Raw genomic sequence first — 23,151 nt, 5'->3', positions numbered from 1 at the left:
GCTGACCCGATCAAAGACCTCCCCACGCAGATCCCGACCCATACTCATCGCCGCCCGCGCCGCCAGATACGTCGCCGCCACCGAACACACACCCTGACCCACACTCACCACCAGCATAAACACACCCATCCGCCAGATATAACCGGCATCCCCGGTGGCCACACCCTTATCGATGATGTCGGCGTTGAGAGTGGGGAGGTACAAAGACGCCATCACCTGAGCAAACTGAAGCACCAACACACACAGCAACAGCCCCACATACGGACGCAGACACCGACGAATCAGCCGAATAAGCACGTACAAAAAATAGCAGAATCACGGCAGGATCGGGGTGTTCAGTGAGATTTTCCACGGTCGATATGCCTAGGTGTCAGATCGTGAAGAGCTACCCACGTCAGCACTGCCCCTCAAACCTCAGCAGTCAAGCCCTCCACGACAGCCACTGACAAGGATTCAAAACATCCTGAACGCAGCCGTCTCACCGACCCCTGCAATCCAGGCCCCGATAAGCGACGGCCCCCACATGTTCATCATCCTGCCAAACCAGCAGCCGACATTCTCGATAGCAAGTATCCCACCAGCACTGACCCGCATCCTGCTCATTCAAACAACCCGACTCACCCTTCAGCAACAATGCCGAGAGATCCACGCGACTGAAGCTATCGATGGTCACCACTCCCACCTTCACCAAGGCCTCTTTAGCAACCCACAGCCGCAATAAATCATTCTCTCCAAGCTGTTTGCCGCGAAAAACATCTTCTTCTTCACTACTACACAAAAGGTTTCGCACGGACATAACTTCTGTCGACCTCGTGAGAGGTTCGATATCTACCCCCACCATTCCGGAGAGTGCTACTGCAGCGGCAGCACTATCCACAGAATGAGAGATGCTCAGCTCGATGCGGCAGCCACTCGAAGGTCTCCCAGACAAATCATGACTGACGACCGCAGAAGAAGTATCATCCGGCCCTTCAGCATGTTCACACAGCATCACTTTAGCCAGTCCGTGAGCCAGGAAGTGGACGCACCGATCACTCTCCCTTCGCAATCGTAGGATGCGATCGATCTCCGGATCGGAGAACCAGGCCTCAAGAGGTGTTCCGGCATCACCCGGCTCAGCCACCCACCATCGGGCCTCAGCGCTGCCGTCATAAGACCGCCACCTCATGACTTCTCTTCCCCGAGAAATGACGAACTCTCCCACACTTCTCCTTCACTTTCTGCACGCAAGCACCATCCTCAACACCGTCTCTGAGCGCCATGAGAAGACGGGGGAGGCGAAAAACGATCACTCAGCGCCAGAGATGATCCGTTCGAGATCATCCATCAGCTTCTCAAAAAAACGACCATCTTGTTCCAGGGGAAAGAAGTGCCCACCGGGGACCACCTCAAGATGAAAGGATGACATCGTGAACTGAGACCACTTACGCATGCTTTCCGGAGTGGCACTTTGATCGTCGCGACCTGCGACAGCAAGTATGGGACAAGAAAGAGCTGTTGACGTATGGGAGAAGGACTCGTGCAGCACATAATCTCTATGCACCGTGGGAAGCAGCAGCTCCATGATGTCGTCATCAGAAAGAATGTCAGGCGGTGTCCCTCCTGTCATGGCAAGCTCTTCGCGTAGCGCAACCAGCCCCATAGAGCTGTGGTACTCACCTTCAACGGTTTCCCCCGGTGCCTGCCGCGCCGCCACGATGAGAGCAGAAGGATCACGCTGGTACCCGTCTTGCAGAAAGCACGCACACTGGTACGCAAGAGCTGCACCCATACTGTGACCGTATAGCACGACATGCGCATCACCCGCGAGGCGGTGAATATCTTGCGCCAAGCTCTGCGCCAACTGAGAGAAATCACTAACCCACTGCTCACTCATCCGGGTTGCCTTCCCCGGGAGCTCAACCGGGACCACAGCGAAACGAGGATCACGCGCCACCCACCCGCGATAGACTGATGCGCTTCCGCCGGCATGGTGGAAACAGAACATCATCCTTCCACCCCGAGAGCTATCGAGGAACGGAAAGGATCTCACGTTTTCCATCTCACTCAGACCTCTACTTTCTCGTCCCTATCGTCGAGCACCTTTCACTCTGCGAATCAGTACGAGCACGCTCAGGGCCGCAATCCCCCCGAACCAGCACAGGAACACTGCCACATGACTCACTGAAATCTGATCAAAAAGTATTGTGTCAACAAGTTGTGAGACCACGGTAACCGGCGAAACATCAACAGCGGGACGCAGAGCAGGCACGTACATGTCCCGCGGCATCATAGCCGTATTGAAAACAGTGAATGCCATGATCAAGGGAGTAAAACTGAAGGCACCCTGCGGCGTCCCTACCATGTAGCCGAGCATGACTCCGAAGGCACCAGCTGAAACGGCCACGACCGCCAGTGCGACAAGTATCGCACCGACGTGCATCACTCCACCGAAGGACGCCCCGCACAGGAATCCGACCGTCAGTGCAACCAGCATCGACATGAAAGCACGCACCGACTCCGCAAGGATGCGCCCTATGATCGCAGCGTGACGGGGGCCCGGGAAGGTTGCCAGACGGTCCAGCAACCCTTCATGACGTTCTTGGACAATTGCTCCGGCCCCGAACAGTCCACCAGTGAAAGCCTGAGACACGGCAACCATGATGGCGACGTCAACCATATTCATTGGGGCTCCACTGAACTGAGCGACCATTCCGGAGAACATCAGCTTAATGATGATGACCATCGCCATAGGAACGCCGACCGAATAGGAGACCGCGGCAGAAGATCGCATCCAACGGATGAGAATTCTACTCGCGTGCACCTCAACAGCCTGTGGCCACCTGATGCGCGGGATCTCAACGTCCGTCATTTCCGCCTCCAAAACTCTTGTGATACCCACCAAGAGCCCAGGACCAGCCCGGATGTCAGCCAGGCAGCCGTCTCCCATGCTGAGGTGCCAAGAGGCGCCCCGGTCAACAGCGCACGGTTGGTGTCAATCATCGGAGAAAAAGGCAGATGAGCAACTACGGGTTCCAGCCAGTCAGGCAGAGTACTCAATGGGATGAATGCTGTCGAGAGCATGAGCAGCGGCATCTCCAACGCCTGAATCAAGCCGGCCGTTTGAACTGGGTGCCGAGAGCGCAGGCAGGTTCCCAGGAATACCAGTACCAGCGCTTCACCCATCACCAACGCCACAAGAAATGCTCCTGCAAGTCGCATCCAGTTCGCCGGTTGAGCTCCGCACAGAAGTCCCAGCATAATCACAGCGCATAGCGAGGCGACTGACCGCAGCAGGTCAGTCAGCATGCGTCCGCCAATCGTCACCATGGCGTGAATAGGCATGGCGCGCATGCGTCCCAGAAGACCGGATTCCACGTCAACCGCCAGTGCCATCGCCGAGCCTCCGGCTGCGAACATCACTGCCTGAAGCATGGAGGCGGCCATGAGATACAAGGCGTAGTCGAAGCCGGAGCGTCCGGCAGCGTGACCAAAGACGCCCCAGAATGCCAGCATGAACATGCCTGGGATCACCAGCGCGGACACCAGCGAAGCCGAGTTCCGTGCCAGACGCAACGAGTTGCGCCAGGTGGCCCCCCACAGTGCCGTGACGTTGCTCGGCGGCTTGTCCGCCTCCGGTAGTGAGGAACGTTCCATGTATCTCAGTCCTCCGCCACAGGTTCAAACGCTGTTCCTAGAAAGACCTCATCAAGCGATGGCGGACTGAGCGAGGCTGAGACAACATCGATACCGGAGGCCGTCAGTCCCTCCGCGCCTCGATAGAGATCATGGATTCCGTCATGTGAGGTGAACAGGACCTCTAAGGCATCAACCTGAAAGTCATCGGCGGGGCGGTCGAGAACCTCTGGAAGAAGCTTCTCCGCGCAATGCCGGGCGGTGTCGACGTCGTCGAGACCAAGGCGACATGCCGGCGCCCCGAAACGGCGACGGAGCATACCGGCGGTGCCCTGAGCAACCACCCGACCATCACGCAGCACCACGATGTCGTCAGACAACCTCTCAGCCTCATCAAGGTACTGCGTGGTGAGAAGCACCGACACGCCGCGCTCCCGCAGCTCGTCAATCACGTCCCACAGCTCATGACGGGAGAGCGGATCCAGCCCGGTCGTGGGCTCATCGAGGAAAAGCAGAGATGGCTCAACGATCAGTGAGGCAGCAATGTCGAGGCGCCGCCGCATTCCGCCGGAATAGGTTCCAGCACGCCGACCTCCGGCGTCCGCAAGCCGAAATGCCTGGAGGAGCTCGTCGGCACGGTCACGAGCGTCAGCCGACTTCATTCCGTGCAGGCGAGCGAAGAACACAAGGTTCTCCCGCCCGCTCAGTTCACCGTCAACGGCGGCGAACTGGCCGGTCAGAGAGATTCGGCGCCTCACCTCCGAAGGGTTGGCGACGACGTCTGTTCCACATACGCAGATCTCGCCCGAGGTCGGAAGCATCAGGGTAGAGGCGATGTTCACTAGAGTCGTCTTACCCGCACCGTTGGCGCCGAGCAACGACACGACATGCCCTCTCGGCACCTCGAACGACAGCCCTTTAAGAACGTTGGTGGCATTGTCTCCCCTTCCGAAGGTCTTGCAGAGATCACACACACGCAGTGCCGCTTCCTGATGCTCTGTCTCGAGTAGATCGGTCATAAGCGCTCTCCCTTCATCACAACAGCTAATGTGGCTGTCCAGCTTCCTGCCACCTACTCCTTCAGCAGCTCCATCGTTTCACCCAGAACACCAGTATCGCAACGCCTCGCCATTCCGACTCCCCCCTCTTCGATGAGCAGAAGGAAGTCGCAGCACTGCGCAAGGAGCTCGACGTCATGAGTGACAACAAATACCGTTATTCCTTGATCCGCAAGACCCTCCAACTGCCTCGCAACCCGCTCCATGTGTCTGTAGTCAAGTCCGCTCGTCGGCTCATCGAAGACAAGAATATCCCTTCCGGACACCAACGCGCTCGCAATAGCTACACGTTGTCGCTCGCCTCCGGACAACGACATCGGGTGCCGTTCTCGCTTATCCATCAGATTTAATGTGGTGAGCACCTCCGTAATATCGCCGACGCGATGACGCGAAAGCCTTTTAGAACCGATGAAGATATCACTGTCAACGCTCTCACCAAAAAGCTGATGGTTGACGTCCTGCATGACGAGGTAGGAGTGCCCTAGAAGCTTCTTCGGCTTGTCATAGACCTTCTCCCCGCAGCGCAGAACACCTTTCGCCCTGTGTTCCAGGCCGGCGAGAGAACGGACAAGGGTCGTCTTTCCTGCACCATTCTTTCCCACAATTCCGATAACCCGCCCCTTGGGCACGGCAAGACGATCAATATTCAACGCAGGCCTGGACATGCCTGGATAGCGGAAGCTGAAGGACTCCATGACCAGCTCATCTTCTCCGTCCCTACCCGCATCGTTGTCCCTACCCGCATCGTTCGCCTCCGGAGCGGAGCGAGTTGACCTCAGTCCCATCAGATGGAGATCCTCATCTCCAAGAGCGCAGAACTCATCTCTTGTGAGCTCAGAGCTGATGCGACCTCCCTTCATATAGATCGCTCGATCGATCACGTCCGCAAGATAGTAGAGCCGGTGCTCGGCTATGAGAATGGTCTTACCTTGCTTTTTCCACCTCTGAACCGTCCGCCGCAGCTCTTCAATTGCTCCAACATCTAGGTTGGATGATGGCTCATCCAGCAGAAGAACTTGTGGCTCCATCGCTGCAACGGCGGCGCATGCTATCTTTTGCTTCTCTCCCCCGGACAACTGGACGAGACTGCGCTCCCCCAGGTTCTTCATGTTGAACTCACGCTCAACTGCCACAAGACGTTTCTCGATCTCTGCCGGCTCAAGCCCCAGATTCTCACATCCGAACGCGAGCTCGCTTTGCACATCCAGCGTGAAGAACTGCGACTTCGGGTTCTGGAACACAGACCCGATCCTCTGAGCGATGTCATAGGCCTCATCATGCGTGATGACCTCACCATCTAGGAGGACGTCACCCGAGACGTGAGCCTGGAAGAAGTATCGGGCCACCCCGTTGATGAGCGACAGCACACTTGTCTTGCCGCAGCCGGACTCACCGCAGAGCAGGACGACCTCGCCCTGCTGGAGCTGAAGGCTGACGTCGTCGAGAACCCGGGAGGAGGTTCCATCATGTTCGTATGACATCGTCACATTGCGAAGCTCGAGCATACTGTCACCAGACCTTTCCTGCGAGCACGACACAGAGACAGGCCATGAGCAATAGCATCGCCACACCGTCAATAGCCTTGAATTTCACTTCGCAGATGCTGGTCCTTTTTCGCTTCGATCCCAGAGCGCGCGTCACTGCCGATTTTGACAACTCGTTTCCGATACTGACCACCGACACCAGCAGGGGAACAAGCCTGTACTCCAGCATCCTTAGGGGCTGGCGAAGACCTCCGATTCCGCGCATTCTCATCGCACTCTTAATGTCGCGATACTCTTCCACCACAGTCGGAAAGAAACGAAAAACAATGGCGGTAGGGATGTTAATGGTGTCAGGACAACGGATCTTCTGCATGGATACAAGGAACTCGCTGGCGGTTGTCGTACGCAAGGCATAGACCCCGCATGTCGCCCCGGGAAGAATGAGCGAAAATGCTCCGAGCCACATGAGGAAGACATCAAGCGCCACATTTCCTGATGGCGCGAACCGCCACGCCAGCAAAGGCAAGACGGAAAGAACGGCGAATGTCACGGCATATCGTATGGCTTCCCCGTAGAGTTGCGCCGAAACAAGAAGAATAAAAGGCAGTGATATAAGCGCCCACCTGATGGCCGCAACAGTCCCGGACTCATTTCCTGACGTCGACAGGACAACCCATGACACAACGATGATGACGAGGATCTTGGTGCGTGGGTCCAGTGCCAGCGAACCGGCACGCCGCCCCCGCCGCCTGATAACCATGTGATCACTCATACGATCCCTGCACGCTTGAAGTGCTTGTTGAAGACCTTTTGTCCCAGGAGTCCGCCCAGCAGAGCCGTCACGAACGTCACTCCAACGATGGCGGCGAACAGGACAAGACCATGCTCCCCGATCGCAGTCATACCCTTAGCCATTCCTTCACCGTACTTACCCGCTATATCACTGTCTGCAATGTATCGCTGAGTGGCGAAGAAGAGGGGAATATAGTTGGCAGTTGTGGCCAGAGCCGTAACAGCGTAAGCCAGGACGGCACCCCTGACGCTCCCATATTTTCCGGACCACAGAATCCCTTCTGCGATCAGCGCCAGCAGGGATCCTATTATCAGGTGATATGGACCTAGGGCCATGAGAAGACTGAAGGCTCCTGAAATCACCGCCATAATGAGCAGCATTCCAGGTTTTTTCACCTTGGAGTAGAACAGCATGGTCGGAATACCAAGAACGATCCCCTGGATAGGACTGATCATCACAAAGGTCACCGGAGTAATACCTACGAAAGCAACCACCGTCCCCACGAGCGTGATGATGACGAAGAATATTCCAATCGTCATGAAGTCGGTGACATTCAGTTTCTCGCGCCTCGGAGACTGACCTTCGGCCTTTTCACTCATAATTCCTCCATGTCTACGACTACGGATGGTTTTCTGTTATCTATCTCGCCCCGCTACTTAAATCTCTCCCTCATCGACGTCACCCCCTAAACGAGCGTCAATGCACTCATAGAGACGACGAACCGTCGGGAACGTGAACACATCTCGAATGGAGACGTCGACTGACATCTCTTGCTTGATCGAGTTGACAAGGCGAACAGCGGTGAGCGAGTTTCCTCCAAGACGGAAGAAGTCATCGTCGATGCCAAGATCCTCCACATCCAGCACCCTCGACCACATCGAGTGAATCCGGTTCTCTCTTTCATTGCGAGGGGCAGTCGGAGCAGCATACTGGTCGAGTGCCTCCGAGCCTAAACCACTCCTGTCAATTTTTCCGTTCCAGGTACGGGGAAGTTCATCACGCAGGACAACTCGACGAGGACGCATATAGTCCGGCAGGAACTCTGCCATGTGTTTTCTGATCTGCGTCTCCTGAGACTTGTCGGTGACGACTGCGTGCAGAAGGATCACGCCATCGGCAACGGTAGCGACACAGTCGCGCACACCGGGTAGCTCAAGGGCGACGGACTCGATCTCCCCCAGCTCGATCCGGTAGCCCCCGACCTTGACCTGAGTGTCGCTCCGCCCGAGGAACACGATGTTGCCATCGTGACCATACATGGCCCGGTCACCCGTGCGATAGAGCCGTTCACCCGATCTCGGATGGTGGATGAACGACTCCGCTGTTTTTTCAGGATCGTTCCAATAACCCAGTGCCAGCCCTTGACCTCCGATATACAGATCTCCAGGGACGAGACTCGGACGGTGCTCCAGCGCCGAGTCGAGGATGTACATCTTTTGATTCGCCAGTGGCCGGCCGTACGGTATGCTCGCTCGTTCGGCGTCCGCGGCGCTGATCTCGTACCAGTTGGACCAGATGGATGCCTCCGTCGCCCCGCCCAGCCCATATGCTCGACAGTCCTTGAAGCTCTCGGCGACGCGCAACGCGACGTCGACCGGGATCCAGTCACCGCTCAGGAGCACCGCTCGAGTGGTTTCGTCGACAAGTGCCTTGTCCTTGAGATGGCCGGCATACATCGAGAAGAGCGCGGGTACGGAGTTCCACAGCGTGACGCCGTGCGACCGCACCAGATCCCACCAGTACGACGGCTCGAGCTCTGCAGCCGGTGAGGGCATGACCACTGCCCCACCACAGGCGAGCATTCCGAAGACGTCATAGACGGACAGGTCGAAGTTCATCTGAGACAGGGCCAGAATCCGGTCGTCGGGCCCGGCGCCGAGTCGGCGGTTGACGTCACGGATGGTGTTGACCGCGGACCGGTTGGTGATCGCCACTCCCTTGGGTCTTCCAGTGGTCCCCGAGGTGTAGATGATGTAAGCCGGTTCATCCGCGCGGGAGCCCGCGAGATGCGGCGAAGGCTCCACGGAGGCCCTCGCCGACCTCTGCCACCTATCACCGTCTTCCTGCTCACCCGGTGCACGAGTAGGACGGACAGCATCGGCTGCGACGACAGTACTGTCCTGCACGTCCAGCGCTGACACGACGACGCACTGCCGCATCATCGGCTCACTCACGTGGTCGTGGCTGTCGGTCAGGATCATGCGGGCTCCGGCGTCGGTGATGATCCTGCTGTTGCGGGGCTGAGGGTGGGTGGCATTGAGCGGCAGATACGCGCAGCCCGCCTTGAGCACGCCGAGAGCCGCACTGACCTGGTAGGCCGACTTCTCCATGAGTATCGCCACGACGCTGCCCGGTGCAAGCACATGGGCGGCGATGAGCCGGGCCCATTGATTCGACTCAGCATCCAGCTCGGCATAGGTCAGCTCGCGTGACTGATCGATCACCGCTGCCCGCTCGGCGTAACGGTGACGGCTCTCGTGGAACAGTCCGAGCAGCGTCGGTTCGGTGGTTCTCGCGTCCGAGGCTCCGACATCCGATGTCTCGGTGGCGTTGAGCTCGGCGATCACCTCCGTGTTGAACCTCGGGCAGACCGTGAGCGTCTCATCGCAGAAGGTTGAGGTCGTCGCCAGTAGCCGTACGGCCTGAGTGAGTGCTTGGAACATCTCGGCCACCATCCCGTCGGGGAAGATGCCTTCAACGGAGTCGAGGTTGAGGACAAGGCTTCCGGCGTCGTCGTACACCTGCAGGTCCATCCACACCTGAGGTGTCTGAGACAGACCATGGTCGATACTCCCCAGATACGGATGAGCAGTATCTGGGCCCTGCTCGACGACGCCCAGCCCGCAGGTGAACACCACCGGCATGGTGACCTGGGACCTGCGCTGCCGGTTGAGCATGCGCTCCACCGCGACTCCGGAGACGTGGCTGTGAGCGAGGTTGCTCCACATCCGCCGTTGAAGCGCACGAGCGCGCTCACTGAAGGAGGAGCCGCTGTGAGTGTCCACGCTCAGGATCGACAGGCTCGTGAAGTCACCCACGATGGAGTCGACCTCGGGAGCGAACCGGATCCGGTCGAACTGCGTCAGGTTGATGCTGAGCCTCGGGTTCTCGCTGTAGGCAGCCAGTACCTCCGCGTAGACCTCCGCCAGGAAGGCGGCCTCGGTCAGGCCCTCGGCTCGTATCCGCTCCTTGGCAGCGCCCCAGACGGGGGCGTCGATACGCGCCTGCTGCCTCACGAACTCCGAGGAGGCGTCGACGGGCGACACGGGCAGCTGCGGCGCCGGGTGGATCTGGCCCAGGCGATCCTCCCAGTACTGCAGGTCCCGGTGATACGCGTCGCCGGCCTTCAGACGGACTGTGGCCTCCACGTAGTCCTTGAAGGAGTAGGCGGTCGCCTCCGCGTCGATGGACAGGGGGCCTGCCTCATACAGCTCCTTCCACTCGCGGAACACCTGGAACATGCTCCAACCGTCGACGAAGGTGTTGTCGAAGCTGAGGAAGAGCCGTGCGCCGCGGTCCCCGAAGGCCGTGTATCGCACGTCGAAGCACGGCCAGCGGCGGGGATCGAACCTTTGACACGACATCTCCCGCCTCACCTCGGCGATCCGTCTGTCCTCAGGTGTCTCGTCGTCCGGGACGTTGACGATCGTGTAGTGAGGCGCTTCTGGCAGGAAGCGCTGAGTCAGACCGTCGTCGCAGACAACGGCGCGGAGCATGGGGTGACGGCTGATGAGAGCGTTGAAGGAGTCCTCCAACCGATCCAGATCGAGCACGGGCACGTCCATCTCGACGTAGCAGTGGCTCGATACGTCCCCCAGCTCGATGGCTCCTGAGCTCCCGATGAGGTAGGACTGCTGCACATCGGTCAGGGGGAAGGGTGCGTACTGGTCCTCACCGTGCTCCATCGGTGGCAGCTCGGCCTTGAAGGGGACCTGGCTCGCACTGGCCTCGATTCGCGCCGCCATATCAGCGAGTACCGGAGCCTCGAAGACGACCTCCAGGCTGAACTCGATCTCGAAGCACTCCTCGATCTGCCGCCTGAGCCTGGTGGCCATCAACGAGTCACCACCGAGTCGGAAGTAGTCGCTGTCTGGACTCGCATCCGTCCCCAGCAGAGCGTTCCAGATCTCGATCAGCCTGGCCTCGGTCTGCGTCACAGGCTCTGCGCGAGTGCCCTGGCCGTCTTCAGGCTGCTCCAGCGGTACCAGGGCCGCGAGCGCTTTACGGTCCACCTTGCCGTTGGTCGTCACGGGAAAGTCCGATACGCGCATGATCCTGTGGGGCAGCATGTAGTCGGGCAATCGCGTCGACAACAGCTCGATGGCCTCTTCGTAGTGCTGCTGCGACAGGAGGGTGGGAGTCTCCGCTCCGGTCCTGGAGGCGATCATGAGGATCAGGGAGTCCGTCAGGTTGGCACGCGAGATCCGGGTGTAGCCCGTGCGTCTCAGCGCCTCGGCCCATTCCTCCGCGGTGAGAAGCATGTCTCCGGTATGACGGCGGGCGTCTCGATAGTCGGGACTGAAGAATGCCGCGCTGATATCGGCCAGTGGGGACGACGCCGTCGGCTCGAGGAGGATCAGCGTTCCCTGCGGCTTGAGCAGGTTGCGGATTCTGCGAAGAGTCGCGTCGATGTCGACGGACTGATGGAGCGTCTGGTTGCAGATCGCCAGGTCGATCCCTTGGTCGGCGAATGTCCTCTTCTCGGTGGCCGAGGCCTGAGCCCGGGGCGTGAGCAGCATCTGCTCGAGCCGTCCGTCTGCGAGCCGTTCCACCTGGTCCAGGTAGTAGCGGGAGTAGTCCGCGACGACGTATTGGGAGGCCTGGGTGATACGGAGGTACTCCTCGGTCTCGTTCATCCGTCTGGCACCGACCTCGAGCACCCTCAGCCCGCTGCCGAGCTGTCGGTGGATCTCGTCCAGGAGCGCTCGGATCGCACGATGCGTGAACCGGCCCAGAGGCCGATCGGCGACAAACGCCTCGATGGGCAGGAAGTCGGGTGACTGGACGAGGTCGGCCGCGTTCATCGGCGCCTCGTTGTCGATGAACGCCTTGCCGAAGGGGGCGATGAAGCCGTCGAGCTCCACTCGCTCCGCTGCCGTCACAGGAGTCGTCCCCGTGTCCTGGGCGAGCCACTGCGCCCACCGCCGCCACAGTCGATCGAGCCGGACAGGTGCGCCGTCGGCGCTGCGACCGGCATCGTGATCTGCGAGGTGCTGCATCCACCGCCGCATGGTCTGGCGGGCGTATGCGTCCTGTACCTCCTCGTCGTGCGCGATGGCCTCGAGCATCGCGTCGTCGGTGAGGAGAGGAGCGAGCACATCGGCGGCTTCCAGGCTCGCTGCCGCGGACGGCACGGGATCGGGGACCGGGGCGGTCTCCGGCTGGATGAATGCCACCAGCGACTGGGCGCTCTGCCCCGGGTGCAGCACGCACACGGCCCGTTTCGCGGCGAGCAGCGCCTCACAGGCGGCCTCGATCTCACCGAGCTCGATGCGATGACCGCGCAACTTGATCTGAGTGTCGGACCGGCCGAGGAACTCCAGGGTACCGTCGTGCCAGAACCGTCCCAGGTCGCCGGTGCGGTACCAGCGGCTTCCTTCGTGGATGACGAACTTGTCCTGTGTGAGTCGGGGGTCGTCAACGTATCCCTTGGCCACACCGAGCCCGCCGATCCATAGTTCTCCGACGACGTAGTCCGGGCAGTCCCGTCCGGTGGCGTCGACCACGCGGTAGGCCTGGCGATCCAGCGCGCGCCCGTAGGGGATGGATACCCACTCCTCGGGAACCTCATCGACGTCGAGGGCATTCGACCAGATCGCGGCCTCGGTGGCCCCTCCCATCGCGAGCAGACGGCAGCGTGGCGCGAGCATCCTCATCCGTGACGGCAGGCTCACGTCGATCCAGTCGCCGGACAGCAGGACGTGACGCAGGCTCGCCAACGCCAGCGGGTCCTGCTCGGCGCTGGTCAGAAGCATCTCGAACAGCACGGGAACCGAGTTCCACACGGTGATGCGGTGAGACTGAAGCGCCCTGAGCCAGTAGTCGGCGTCACGACGAGCCGACTCGGGAATCGTCACCAGCGTTCCCCCGGCGCAGAGGGTGCCGAAGGCGTCGTAGACCGAGAGGTCGAAGTCAAAGGCCGAGACGCCCAGGACCGCATCCTGGGGGCCCAGCCCGATTCTTCTGCTCACCGCCTCGATCGTGTTCCACACGGCGCCGTGGCTCATCTCCACGCCCTTGGGCGTCCCCGTCGTTCCCGACGTGTAGATGACGTAGGCGGAATCCTCTGGCCCCACGACGGGAAGACTGACGTCCTGGTCACCGGCAAGGGCCTCGTCGAGGGAGATGGCGGCAACGCCGGCTTGCGCCCAGTGATCCGGCGAGGGGTCGTCAGTCAGAAGGAAGCGCAGTCGAGGAGAGGAGATGATGGCGGTGACCCGTTGCTGAGGCTGACTCTGACTGATCGGTACGTAGGCCATGCCGGCAACCATGACTCCGAGTGCCGCGACGATCTGCTCCGGTCCCCGGGGAAGTATCACGGCCGCCAGATCTCCTACGCCCGCTCCGGCTGCCACCAGGGACTGGGCCACTGCTCGGGCGCAAGCGGCCAGCTCGTGGTACGTCATCACCCGGCCGTCGCCGGTACTGATGGCTGCGGCCTGCGGGTGACGTGCCGCGGTGTCGAGGAAGCGGTCGATGAGCGTCGAGTCGGGCAGCCGCCACCGGGGCAGGTCCGCGAGCGCTTGACGGCGCTGAGCCACGCCGCGGCTCTCGACGACGTCGGTGCGATCCAGCCCGCCGGAGACGACCCGTTCGATCTCACGGACAAGGCAGTCGAACATCTCATCCAGGAGTCCGGTGGGGAAGATCTGCTCGACGGCGTCCCAGATGAGGGTGAACCCGTCGATGGTGTTGAAGACCTGCAGGTCGATCCACACCTGAGGAGTCTGCGAGATCATGTACCCGATCTCGCCGAGTGCCTCGACGAACTCCTCGTTCACCAGGGGGCTGCCGAGGTTGCAGGAGAACACCACCGGGGCGAGGACCTGCTCGCCCCGCTGGGAGCGCAGGTCGCGCAGCACCTTGACCGCGGAGTACGCCGAGTGGGAGACGTCCTCGTAGAAGGAGTCCTGGATGGCGTGGAGGTCATCGACGAAACGGCGGTGACGCGACTGATCGACCTGGGTGAGGGTGAGGGTGGTGAAGTCGGCGACGACGTCCTCGATCGCAGGATCGGAGTCCCGGTTGAACAGTGGGATGCTGATGAGGAACCGCTTGTCCTCGCTCCAGCGGGCGATGGTGCGCGCGTACGCGGTCAGCAGGACCATGGCCGGGGTCGTCCCGTGGTCCTCGCACAGTGCCCGCAGGTCCTGCCAGGACTTCTGGTTGAAGGTGTGCGAACGGCGGGTGAAACGTGGGATCGTTGTCAGCTCCGCCCCCTGACGCACAGGGAGCCGAGGGCCTCCGGCCAGCTCGGGGAGGCGCGAGCGCCAGTACTCCTTGTCCTGCTCACGGTTCGCCGCGTCCCGGCGCGTTTTCTCCTTCAGATAGGTCGCGAAGCTCCAGGACGGGTCCACCCTGGGCGGCTGTCCGGTGAGGTAGTGGCGGGCCAGGTCGCGCAGGATGATCTGGAAGCTGCGCACGTCGCACACGAGAAGGTCGATATCGAAGTGGACGATGGCGCGGCCCTGACCCAGGCGGCTGACCTGTAGGCAGCACACCTGGCCGTTCTCAATGTCCAGCAGCCGGTGGGACAGTGAGTCGCGCATCTCCAGGAGCGCCGTCTGTTGTCCCTGCTCATCCAGGTCGGTCAGATCGTGCACGACGACGCTGGCATCCGGTGGCTCGGGCAGCACACGCTGCTGACCGTCTCGGGTGTAGCAGGCCCTGAGCATGGGGTGTGCTCGCAGCACGACGTTCCAGCTGGCCTCCAACCGTGATGCGTCGACAGCTCCAGCCTCGATCTCGACGTACCCGTGGCAACCGACACCGCCCAGCTGCTGCTCCCGGCCGCGGCCGATCCAATAGGCGTACTGGACGTCTGTGAGGTCGAAGGGCTCGAAGTCTGCAGCGTCAGAGAGACGAGGGTTGCTATCCGCCGAAGTGCCTCCATCAGGGACGTCAGCCTGGTCATTAGCCGAGTCGTCGGCCGGCTCTCCGGGAGCGGCTTCGTGCAACATGTCGGCCCACTGGGCGATGGTAGGACTGCGCATGAAGGAGCCGAAGGACACGCGGTACCCCTGTTTGATCCACTCGGCGAGCAGTCGCATAGTGGGGAGGGACTCCAGCCCCAGCTGAAGAAGGTTGTCCGCGTCCTCCAGCGCAACCCCGTCACCGATCAACGTGGACAGAGAGCTGCGGAGCCGCTCACGGATCTCGTCTTTGGTCAGCACGCGTTGTCCTTCCTCAGTCCGCCTGATCGGCATGTCGCTCCGATACCAGCGCTCGAAGCGATCTCTTGTCGGTCTTGCCGATGTTGGTCAGGGGAATCGCCTCGACGACGACCACCTCATCGGGCACCTTGTAGCGGGCGATCCCCCGCTTGACGAAGATGTCGAGGACGGCTCGGCGATCGAGCTCTGACGACTCGGTGACGACAGCCGCCACCGTCCTCTCCCCCAGCTCCGCATCCGGGACACCGAAGACGGCGACCTCCCGAATCTCCTCGAGTTGCCCCAGCAGCTGCTCGATCTCCTGGGGCGAGACGTTCTCCCCCAGCCTGTTGATCTGCTCGACGACACGCCCGCAGACCACGAGGTTGCCCTGCTCGTCGAGGTACCCCCGGTCACCGGTCCTGAAGAAGCCGTCCTCGGTGAAGCACTCGTCCGAGGCGTGCGATCCCTGGTAGCCGAGGAAGGTGTAGGGGCCCTTCTCGATGATCTCGCCAGGAGTCCCCGCGGGGAGGTCTTGTCCCTGCGGGTCGACGACTCGCAGCTCGTCCCCGGAGGAGATCGGTGTCCCCTGCGTGTTCAGCGCCACCGGCAGGGGGTCATCGAGCGATGTGAAGGTCGTGATCCCCTCGCCCAGCCCGTACCCCTGTTGGATCGTCACCCCGGTCTTGGAGATGATCTCCCGCCCCAGCGCCTCATCGAACCTGGCCGCACCCACAAGGATCTGTCGCAGAGAGGAGGTGTCGGCCGGGTACCAGTCCCACGCCTCGTTCCACACCTCGGCGATCGCCGGGACGATGGCCGTCATGGTCACTGCGTTGGCCTCGATCGCGGCGAAGGCCTCGTCGAAGGCCGCGGTGTGGCACATGACGACTGTTCCACCGTGGAGAAGGGTTCCCAGGATGCCGGGGTTGGCCAGCGGAAAGTCGTGTGAGGTGGAGAGCACCGCCATGTAGACGCTGTGGGCGCCGACACCGCAGCGTCGCGCAGCGGCCCGCGCGTTGTAGGCGTACGCCTCGTGCACTCGCGGGATGATCTTGGGGTTGCTCGTCGTTCCGCCGGAGAGCAGGTTGAGTGCCACGTCGCGGTGGTGCGACGGGTCCAACGAGGCGGCTGCGGCGTCGACGGCGTTGAGACAGTCAGAGGCCTCGCCGACCTGCAGGCCGGGTAAACGGTGACGAGGTACGTCGCCGTCGCGTTCGGCCCCGGAGTCGGCGTATATGAACCGGGTCCCCAGGGTCCCAGGATCCAGCTGCTCCACCATCTCGACGCAGTCGAAACCGAGCTGGTCACGTCCACCGATGTAGGCCACGGGATGAAGCTCGTGGGCCAGTGAGGTCACCTCGCTGCGACGGTGCGACGGCAGTAACAGCGTGGGCACGACGCCGATGCGCATGAGTGCGAACAAGGTCACCACGTAGGCGGCGCTGTTGGGAAGCTGGAGCAGCACCTGGTCACCTCTCGAGAGCCCCTTGGCCAGGAAGTCCCGTGCGTACCCGGTGATGGCCCGATCGAGCTGGGCGTAGGTGAGCGTGGCATCCGCAGCGACAACGGCCCGTGAGCCCGGCTGTCGCAGACACACCTCGCGCAGCTCCTCGTGAAGCGTCCTCCTGGAGAGGTAGCCGCGTGACTCGTACTCGGCGAGGACCCGATCGTGTCTCATCCGCCCTCCCATCACGCGAACCTCACTGAGATGTCTCCGGCGCCGAGCCGGTAGGTGAGCAGCTCCTCGGCACCGGCTCTGCGACAGATGTCCACAGCGGTTGCGCTCCCCTCATAGACGATCCCCTCGATCCGGGTCATGCCGTTGGGATGGGGAGAGCTGCGGTGCGTGTCAATGGCGAAGGGAGTCACGAACATCGGCACGTGCCAGGCGTCAGGAACGAGGCAGCGGCACGACAGCTTCCGGCCGTGCGGGTCCCGCCGAGAGATGCGAGGCGAGAGGGTTCTAAGACCATGATCGCGGTAGATACGGGCCAGCCTCGTGAACTCCTGCTGTGGTACCTCGAAGACGACCCTGCTGTACCCCTCCCGAGACCCCGCGACGGAATCCGAGGCGGCCACAAGCCTGCCCCGTCCGCGCATGGCGAGGTAGGCGCGCACAAAGCGGGGCATGAAGACCCCGGAGATGATCTCGAGGTAGGGGCCCGTGGAGAAGTAGATCACGGCGTTCCCGGGATTCTTCGCCTTTCCGTACTCGACATCGAAACCCTGATCGCGAAAGCGCGAGACCGCCTGTTCGAGGTCATCAGCCTTGTAGATGACGTGTCCGACCTGAGCCATGGTCCGTCACCGCCTCTCGTCGAAGTGACGAAGGATGGAGCGATAGTGGTCCTCGAGCAGGCAGGTTGCGTGTGAGCCGCTCACGGTCGCCGTCTCCAGCTCTCCCAGAACAGTGCCGGGCCAATCGACGTCTCCGCCGAACGAGGGGTAAAAGCCCTCGACACCGTGCTCCGGCTGCAGGACGAGAACCTTGCCCAGATAGACGTCCGGAACGTAGCCGATCGTTCCCCGCAGAGAGTGCCTGAAGACGTCGTAGAGGATCTCCAGCATCGTGTGCGCGCTGTCTGAGTCGGCCTCGATTCCCTCAATGGCCTTGTAGACTCGCCGCCTCCGGCTTCTCGGCGACAACCGCGACAACTCGGTGAAGAATGCGCCCATAGAAGCGTTCTGACCGTCAAGAGCGCAGAGCTCCTCATCCGTGATATCACGGTTGACGCCATCAAGAATCTGGTTGAGAGCACTACTGAGCTGGTCCAGACTGAATGGAGCACCGATGTCGCCCGGATCCGCCTCGAGAACGCATCCATAGGCCAGCTCGCACAGCATCTCATTGGCGATGCGGTGCGGGCACAGGTGCGTGCTGATAACAACGACTCTGCTGACGGTTCTGCCCAGCTCGGTGAGGATCTTCGCCGTCTCGATGGCGAGAAAGCCTCCGATGCAGTACCCGACCAGCTCATAGCTGTCCATGTCCAGGTCCAAGAGGTCCTGGGCATACAGACGTGCTCGCTCGGTCATCAGCGAGTCGACAGGGCTGTCCAGGTACTCATCCGCGTCTGCGGCTGTGAACCCGACGTGAGCGATCTGGGGGTCCTGGTCCATAAGTGCCGGTACGAGGTGCTCGTAGTCCTTGAGGCGGCCGGTTCCGGCATGAAACACCGCCCGGCACCTCCTACTGCCTTCAGGGGCCGCATAGACGTGCATGCGCTTGCCCTGGGAGGGATCCGCGGGCAGGTCGTCATCGGCCACGGCAACAGCGCTGGTCGCCGCTGCGATCCCCGCCACCGTGGGGCGCCTCAGCATCTCGCGCATGATGAAGTCCCAGGTCAGTCGGCTCAAGGCGGTTACTTCCCGACGCATTCTCGTGACGGTCTGGGCCATGAGGAGAGAGTCCCCGCCCAAGGCGTAGAAGTCGTCGTCGCGCTCGATTCGTTCAATATCGAGCACGTCACTCCACACTGCCGCGATCTCTTCCTCGAGGTCGCCCTTCAGTGGCGATGCTGCTGAGGCGCCCGGGGCCGCGAGGACGTTGGAGCGCTCCCGGATCAGCGCCTTCCTGTCGATTTTTCCGTTCGCGCTCAACGGCAACGCATCCATGATCGTGACAGAGGCGGGCACCATGTATCCGGGAAGGTTCTCGGCGAGGAAAGCCAGCAGGTCGGCCTCAGCCTCCAGGCGAACGGCACTCGACCCAACCACGAGCAGCCGTTGACCGCATTCGCGAAGAGGGTCTCCTTCGGCGGGGTACTCGGCGATCCGCTCCAGGCCCGCCCGAGCGATCACGTCCTCCCACTGCTCATCCGTGATGAACACCTTGTGAGTGCCGCCGCGCACGTCCGTGAAGTCCACCAGGCTCATCTTGATGGATATCGATATGAGAGCGGCATACAGCTCGGTCACGGGCTCTACCAGCACGATGACCCCGTCGTGGCTTCGCAGCTGGTTCAATCTGGTGAAGACCTCATCGATGTTCACCGAGTTGTGCAGCACGTTGGCGCAGACGATGACGTCGTACGCACCCACCTCAATATCCTGGCCGGCGCACTCGGAGTTGATGTCGAGGAGCCCGTAGCTCATGAAATCGTACTGGCCGTACTCCTCCTTGGCGTGACGCAGGAAGAAGGTGGAGATATCAGTGAACCGGTACTCCGCAACAGAGTCGGGAAGACGAGGCAGTATGTAGTCCGTCGTCGCTCCCACGCCGGCGCCGACCTCGAGGATCCTGACAGTACGGCCCCCGCGCGATTCAACGATGCCGGCCACGGCATCCGCCACGGCCTCATTCATCGCAGTGCTCACACGGTTGCTCCCGTAGATCGCGCGGGCGTTGTCCGTCCTGCCTCCGGGGAAGAAGAGGTCCACCGGATTCACCTCGCCGCGCATCTGCCTCAGCAGGGTGCTCGCCGCATAACGCTGGTACTCGAACAGCTCAGGGCCGTTGCGCATCTCGTCCTCGAGCTGTGCGAACCGGTTCCATCTCTCTTCGACGCGGTAGTAGTCAAGGCTCTCCCTCGTGATACTGAAACCGCGGTCGTCACGCAGCAGGACTCCTTCGGAGACGAGGATGTCCAGCCAGCGGTCCACCAGCTTTCTGAACTCAGGGGCGGGCTTGAGATGGGCGACGATATCTCCGTCGTCGCCGTCGTGGTAGTAGGTCCCCGGCTCACCGAAGAGTCCTGCACACGTGAAGGCCTCCAGCAGCGCCGCCAGTGAGGCCTCGTTGCCGGCACGCATCCATGCCGCGTAGGTCGTGGCGTCCAAGCCGTCGGCGGCACTCGTGGACCACCGCCTCGTGAGGTTGTCCGCCAGCGCCGTCGGGGTCTCCGAGCCGCCAGGAGCGGCGTCGACCGCGGAGATCCCCTTGTCCGCCGGCGTCACAAAGGCCCTCAGTCGCTTTGTGCCGTTGACGTCCTCGGTGATGACAGCCGCTTGTCCCACAGCCTCGTGCCGGTGCAGAACGGATGCGATCTCCCCGGTCTCAACCCGGTAGCCATTGATCTTGACCTGGCTGTCAGCCCGCCCGTGGAAGTCGATGACGCCGTCGGAGCGGTAGCTGCCGATGTCTCCGGTGTTGTAGAGGCGACGGTTCTGCCTGGCGGAGAAGCAGAACTTCTGCGCCGTCGTCTCCGGGTCCCCGCAGTACTCCGTGGCCAGGCTGTCACCGGAGATGTGGATGAGGCCAGTGACACCATCGGGGCACTCATTGAGGAACTCGTCCAGCACCTGCACCCTCTGACGTGACAGGGGCACCCCGTAGGGGATGTTCTCCTTGCCGGTGTGGTGGGTCATCACGTGGTAGATCGACCAGATCCCCGCTTCGGTGGCGCCTCCCAGGCTGACGAGCTCGGCGTGGGGAAAGGCGGGGCGTGCCTGTGCCGGCAGCGTGCGGGGGATGAGATCACCCGAGAGAAGGACGAGCTCCAGATCGCGGTCCGGAGGGAGACTCTCGGCCTGACGCTCCTGGAGGAGCATCTCGAACAGGGCCGGCACCGAGTTCCACGTGTCGACGCCGGCGGCATGCATCAGGTCGATCCACGCGCTCGGGTCCTTGGCCTCCGTCTCCGTCGGCAGGACCAGCGCACCTGCGCTCGCGAAGGTCCCGAAGATGTCGTAGACGGACAGGTCGAAGGAGAGCCGGGACACTCCGAGCACCGTCCTGGGCCGTGAGCGGCCAAAACGCTCGTTGACGTCGGAGATCGTGTTCATGGCGGCGGCATGAGTCATCACAACGCCCTTGGGGGTGCCGGTGCTGCCGGAGGTGAAGATGATGTAGGCGGGTGAGTCGACCGGCACGGGCGCAGGAAGCGGTCCGGTCCATGGGCTCGGGCACAGACCCTCGACGTCGATGACCGCGACCCGGTCGTTCGGTGCGCGGTAGCCTGCGTCGGCGATGACCAGCCGCGGGCGGCAGACCGACATCATCCGTTCCCGACGAGCGGCCGGCTGGTCGTGGTCGATCGGTACGTAGGCGGCTCCTGCCGACAGGACGGCGAGGACCGCGGCCACCTGCCACACGCTCCTCCTCAGGACAATGGCGACCCTGTCCCCCACGCCGACGTCGGACAGCCGCGGTTCCAGGGCCTGGACGTACTCCGCCACCTGTCCGTACGAGTAGCGTCTACCGTCGTGCACCAGGGCGATGTCGCCAGGACGGTTACGGACCTGCTCCCAGAATGCTGCGTGCAGCGTCGTAGCGGGATGCTCGGTATCCGTCGGCCGTATCCGGGCGCGCACGTCCTGCATCCGGCTCGTGAGGCGAACGACGTCGTCGGACTGCCAGACGGACTCGTCATCAATCAGTCGGTCGAGCGCCTGCGTGAAGCTCTCCCACATGTCCTGAAGGATCGATGTCGGAATGGTGCCCTCTCGCACATCCCAGTTGATACGGCATGTCCCGTCGTCCTCCAGGGCCTGGCAGTCGATCCACACCTGCGGGGTGCGGCTGACGCCGTACACGAGCTCAAGCGTCCCGTCGGCCTGGCGCCGTGGGCTGCTTCCCAGGGCACCGGTGAAGACCACAGGGATCACGATGCTCTCACCCTTGGCCCTCCCCATCTCGCGCAGAACCTCCGTTCCGGGGAAGGCGGCGTGAGACAGCTCCTCGGCCAGCTGCTGCTGGGTAGCCCTGACTCGGTCGATGAATGGTCCGGGGTGCGCACGGCTGGCGTGGACGGTGACATCCGTGAAGTCTCCGACGATGCGCTCGATCCCGGTGATGCTGCTGTCACGGCTCATTGACGTCACGTTGACGCAGAAGTCCGGCGAGCTCGACCACCGTCGAAGAACATCGGTGTAAACGGCCAGGAGAATGCTCGACGGCGTCACCGCGTGCTTCCTCGCCCAGCTCACCAACGACGCCCATGACCTCGGCGGGCACGTCCAAGTACGGCGGGTGAAGCGAACAGGCCCATCGACCTCTCCAACACCGTTCTCCACCGGGAGGAACGGCCTTCCCGGCAGAGAGCCGACGGCGTCCTGCCAGTACTGCCTGGAGCTGTCGTACTCGGCTTTTCCGGCTGCGGAACCGCGGCGGGAGGCGCGCGAGATGACGATATCCCTGAAGGTTGTCTCGGGCAGAGGATCGAGCGGCTTTCCGTCATAAAGAGCCATGAGCTCATCCACCATCACCTGAACGCTGACGAAGTCGGCGATCGTCATGTCGACGGAGAACTGGATGATGCTGTAGTCGTCGAACTGGAGCAGGCGGAACTCGTGGAGCGGCCACTCACCTGGGGAGTATGCCCTGTCCTCCATCTCACGGCGACATCTGAGATAGTCCTCGTCCGGCACCTGCGGGTCGTGCCCGCGCAGATCATGCTCCTTGAGAACGGGCGGAACAGGTCCTTCCCCAAAGGGAACGACCCGGATCATGTCCGGCGGCATGACGACCGCCGATAGCAGGTCGTGCCGTCGGATCAGGTCGTGCCAGGCGGCCTCGAGACGTGCACGGTCCAGGCGGGGTGCCCGCAGTTCGACATAGCTGTGGCACCCAGTCCCCCCGAGCTCGTATCCGACGTACCGCCCGGTGTTGTAGGCGCGCTGAATGTCCGTCATGGGGAACGGTTCGTACCGGGACTCGGCGTCATGCTCAATCCTGTTGACCGTTTTCAGGTAGGACAGGATCTCCGTCTTATGCTCTTTGATGGCCGCCATGTCCTCCTGCGTCAGGACTCCCTGAGGACACCGGTAGCCCAACCTGTTGCCGTTGTCCCAGAGGACGACACCTCGACGCCTGAGCCCCTCAATCAGATTCTCAACACTCACAATAGTTCTCCCGACTCCTCAATCACCGCACACGACATACCTGC

Annotated in this window: 13 protein-coding genes; all 13 read right to left on the bottom strand. The window is 61.9% G+C overall.

Translation table 11 applies throughout. The features are described 5' to 3' along the window. On the bottom strand, positions 1-297 hold a 297-nt coding region (locus HMPREF9056_RS07990; protein WP_253269984.1), incomplete at its 3' end, for an ABC transporter transmembrane domain-containing protein. A 181-nt stretch (positions 298-478) separates the two neighbouring features. Beyond that, positions 479-1,204, bottom strand: coding sequence for a 4'-phosphopantetheinyl transferase superfamily protein (locus HMPREF9056_RS13690; protein WP_009404206.1), 726 nt, complete (start codon positions 1,202-1,204; stop codon positions 479-481). Positions 1,205-1,288: 84 nt separating this feature from the next. Then, positions 1,289-1,987 (bottom strand): thioesterase II family protein, encoded by a 699-nt coding sequence (locus HMPREF9056_RS07985; RefSeq protein WP_253269987.1) that lies wholly within the window; start codon positions 1,985-1,987, stop codon positions 1,289-1,291. An 81-nt stretch (positions 1,988-2,068) separates the two neighbouring features. Continuing rightward, positions 2,069-2,851 carry an ABC transporter permease gene (locus tag HMPREF9056_RS07980; protein ID WP_009404202.1) on the bottom strand — a complete coding sequence of 261 codons (783 nt, stop codon included), beginning with the start codon at positions 2,849-2,851 and terminating at the stop codon, positions 2,069-2,071. Then, the gene (locus HMPREF9056_RS07975) at positions 2,848-3,636 is read right to left on the bottom strand and encodes an ABC transporter permease (protein ID WP_034514271.1); all 789 of its coding nucleotides are present in this window, start codon (positions 3,634-3,636) and stop codon (positions 2,848-2,850) included. Before HMPREF9056_RS07975 ends, HMPREF9056_RS07980 begins: the two co-directional genes overlap by 4 nt. A 5-nt stretch (positions 3,637-3,641) precedes the next feature. Next, on the bottom strand, positions 3,642-4,634 hold the full coding sequence (locus tag HMPREF9056_RS07970; RefSeq protein ID WP_009404198.1) for an ABC transporter ATP-binding protein: 993 nt from the start codon (positions 4,632-4,634) through the stop codon (positions 3,642-3,644). Positions 4,635-4,687: 53 nt separating this feature from the next. Beyond that, entirely contained in the window at positions 4,688-6,178 is a 1,491-nt protein-coding gene (locus HMPREF9056_RS07965; protein WP_009404196.1) for an ABC transporter ATP-binding protein, read from the bottom strand. Positions 6,179-6,182: 4 nt separating this feature from the next. Then, on the bottom strand, positions 6,183-6,929 hold the full coding sequence (locus HMPREF9056_RS07960; protein WP_009404194.1) for an energy-coupling factor transporter transmembrane component T: 747 nt from the start codon (positions 6,927-6,929) through the stop codon (positions 6,183-6,185). Next, positions 6,926-7,549 carry an MptD family putative ECF transporter S component gene (locus HMPREF9056_RS07955; protein ID WP_009404192.1) on the bottom strand — a complete coding sequence of 208 codons (624 nt, stop codon included), beginning with the start codon at positions 7,547-7,549 and terminating at the stop codon, positions 6,926-6,928. Before HMPREF9056_RS07955 ends, HMPREF9056_RS07960 begins: the two co-directional genes overlap by 4 nt. Before the next feature lie 57 nt (positions 7,550-7,606). Then, entirely contained in the window at positions 7,607-15,343 is a 7,737-nt protein-coding gene (locus HMPREF9056_RS07950; RefSeq protein WP_034514267.1) for a non-ribosomal peptide synthetase, read from the bottom strand. A gap of 13 nt (positions 15,344-15,356) precedes the next feature. Continuing rightward, positions 15,357-17,003: an AMP-binding protein gene (locus HMPREF9056_RS07945; protein ID WP_034514301.1), complete on the bottom strand. Its 1,647-nt coding sequence runs from the start codon at positions 17,001-17,003 to the stop codon at positions 15,357-15,359. A gap of 11 nt (positions 17,004-17,014) precedes the next feature. Beyond that, positions 17,015-17,623: a VOC family protein gene (locus tag HMPREF9056_RS07940; protein WP_009404186.1), complete on the bottom strand. Its 609-nt coding sequence runs from the start codon at positions 17,621-17,623 to the stop codon at positions 17,015-17,017. A 6-nt stretch (positions 17,624-17,629) separates the two neighbouring features. After that, positions 17,630-23,107 (bottom strand): non-ribosomal peptide synthetase, encoded by a 5,478-nt coding sequence (locus HMPREF9056_RS07935; RefSeq protein ID WP_009404183.1) that lies wholly within the window; start codon positions 23,105-23,107, stop codon positions 17,630-17,632. Positions 23,108-23,151: the final 44 nt, after the last annotated feature.

The sequence above is a fragment of the Actinomyces sp. oral taxon 170 str. F0386 genome (genome assembly GCF_000195595.1).
Lineage (GTDB): Bacteria > Actinomycetota > Actinomycetes > Actinomycetales > Actinomycetaceae > Actinomyces.
Note: the sequence above shows the minus strand (reverse complement) of the source record. Positions and strands in the feature narration are given on the sequence as shown.

What these genes read in the sequence shown, in the direction of transcription:
- HMPREF9056_RS07985 (WP_253269987.1), bottom strand. Translation starts at nt 1,987, where the DNA reads ATGTTCTGTTTCCACCATGCCGGCGGAAGCGCATCAGTCTATCGCGGG.
- HMPREF9056_RS07955 (WP_009404192.1), bottom strand. Translation starts at nt 7,549, where the DNA reads ATGAGTGAAAAGGCCGAAGGTCAGTCTCCGAGGCGCGAGAAACTGAAT.
- HMPREF9056_RS07960 (WP_009404194.1), bottom strand. Translation starts at nt 6,929, where the DNA reads ATGAGTGATCACATGGTTATCAGGCGGCGGGGGCGGCGTGCCGGTTCG.
- HMPREF9056_RS07940 (WP_009404186.1), bottom strand. Translation starts at nt 17,623, where the DNA reads ATGGCTCAGGTCGGACACGTCATCTACAAGGCTGATGACCTCGAACAG.
- HMPREF9056_RS07980 (WP_009404202.1), bottom strand. Translation starts at nt 2,851, where the DNA reads ATGACGGACGTTGAGATCCCGCGCATCAGGTGGCCACAGGCTGTTGAG.
- HMPREF9056_RS07975 (WP_034514271.1), bottom strand. Translation starts at nt 3,636, where the DNA reads ATGGAACGTTCCTCACTACCGGAGGCGGACAAGCCGCCGAGCAACGTC.
- HMPREF9056_RS07965 (WP_009404196.1), bottom strand. Translation starts at nt 6,178, where the DNA reads ATGCTCGAGCTTCGCAATGTGACGATGTCATACGAACATGATGGAACC.
- HMPREF9056_RS07945 (WP_034514301.1), bottom strand. Translation starts at nt 17,003, where the DNA reads ATGAGACACGATCGGGTCCTCGCCGAGTACGAGTCACGCGGCTACCTC.
- HMPREF9056_RS07970 (WP_009404198.1), bottom strand. Translation starts at nt 4,634, where the DNA reads ATGACCGATCTACTCGAGACAGAGCATCAGGAAGCGGCACTGCGTGTG.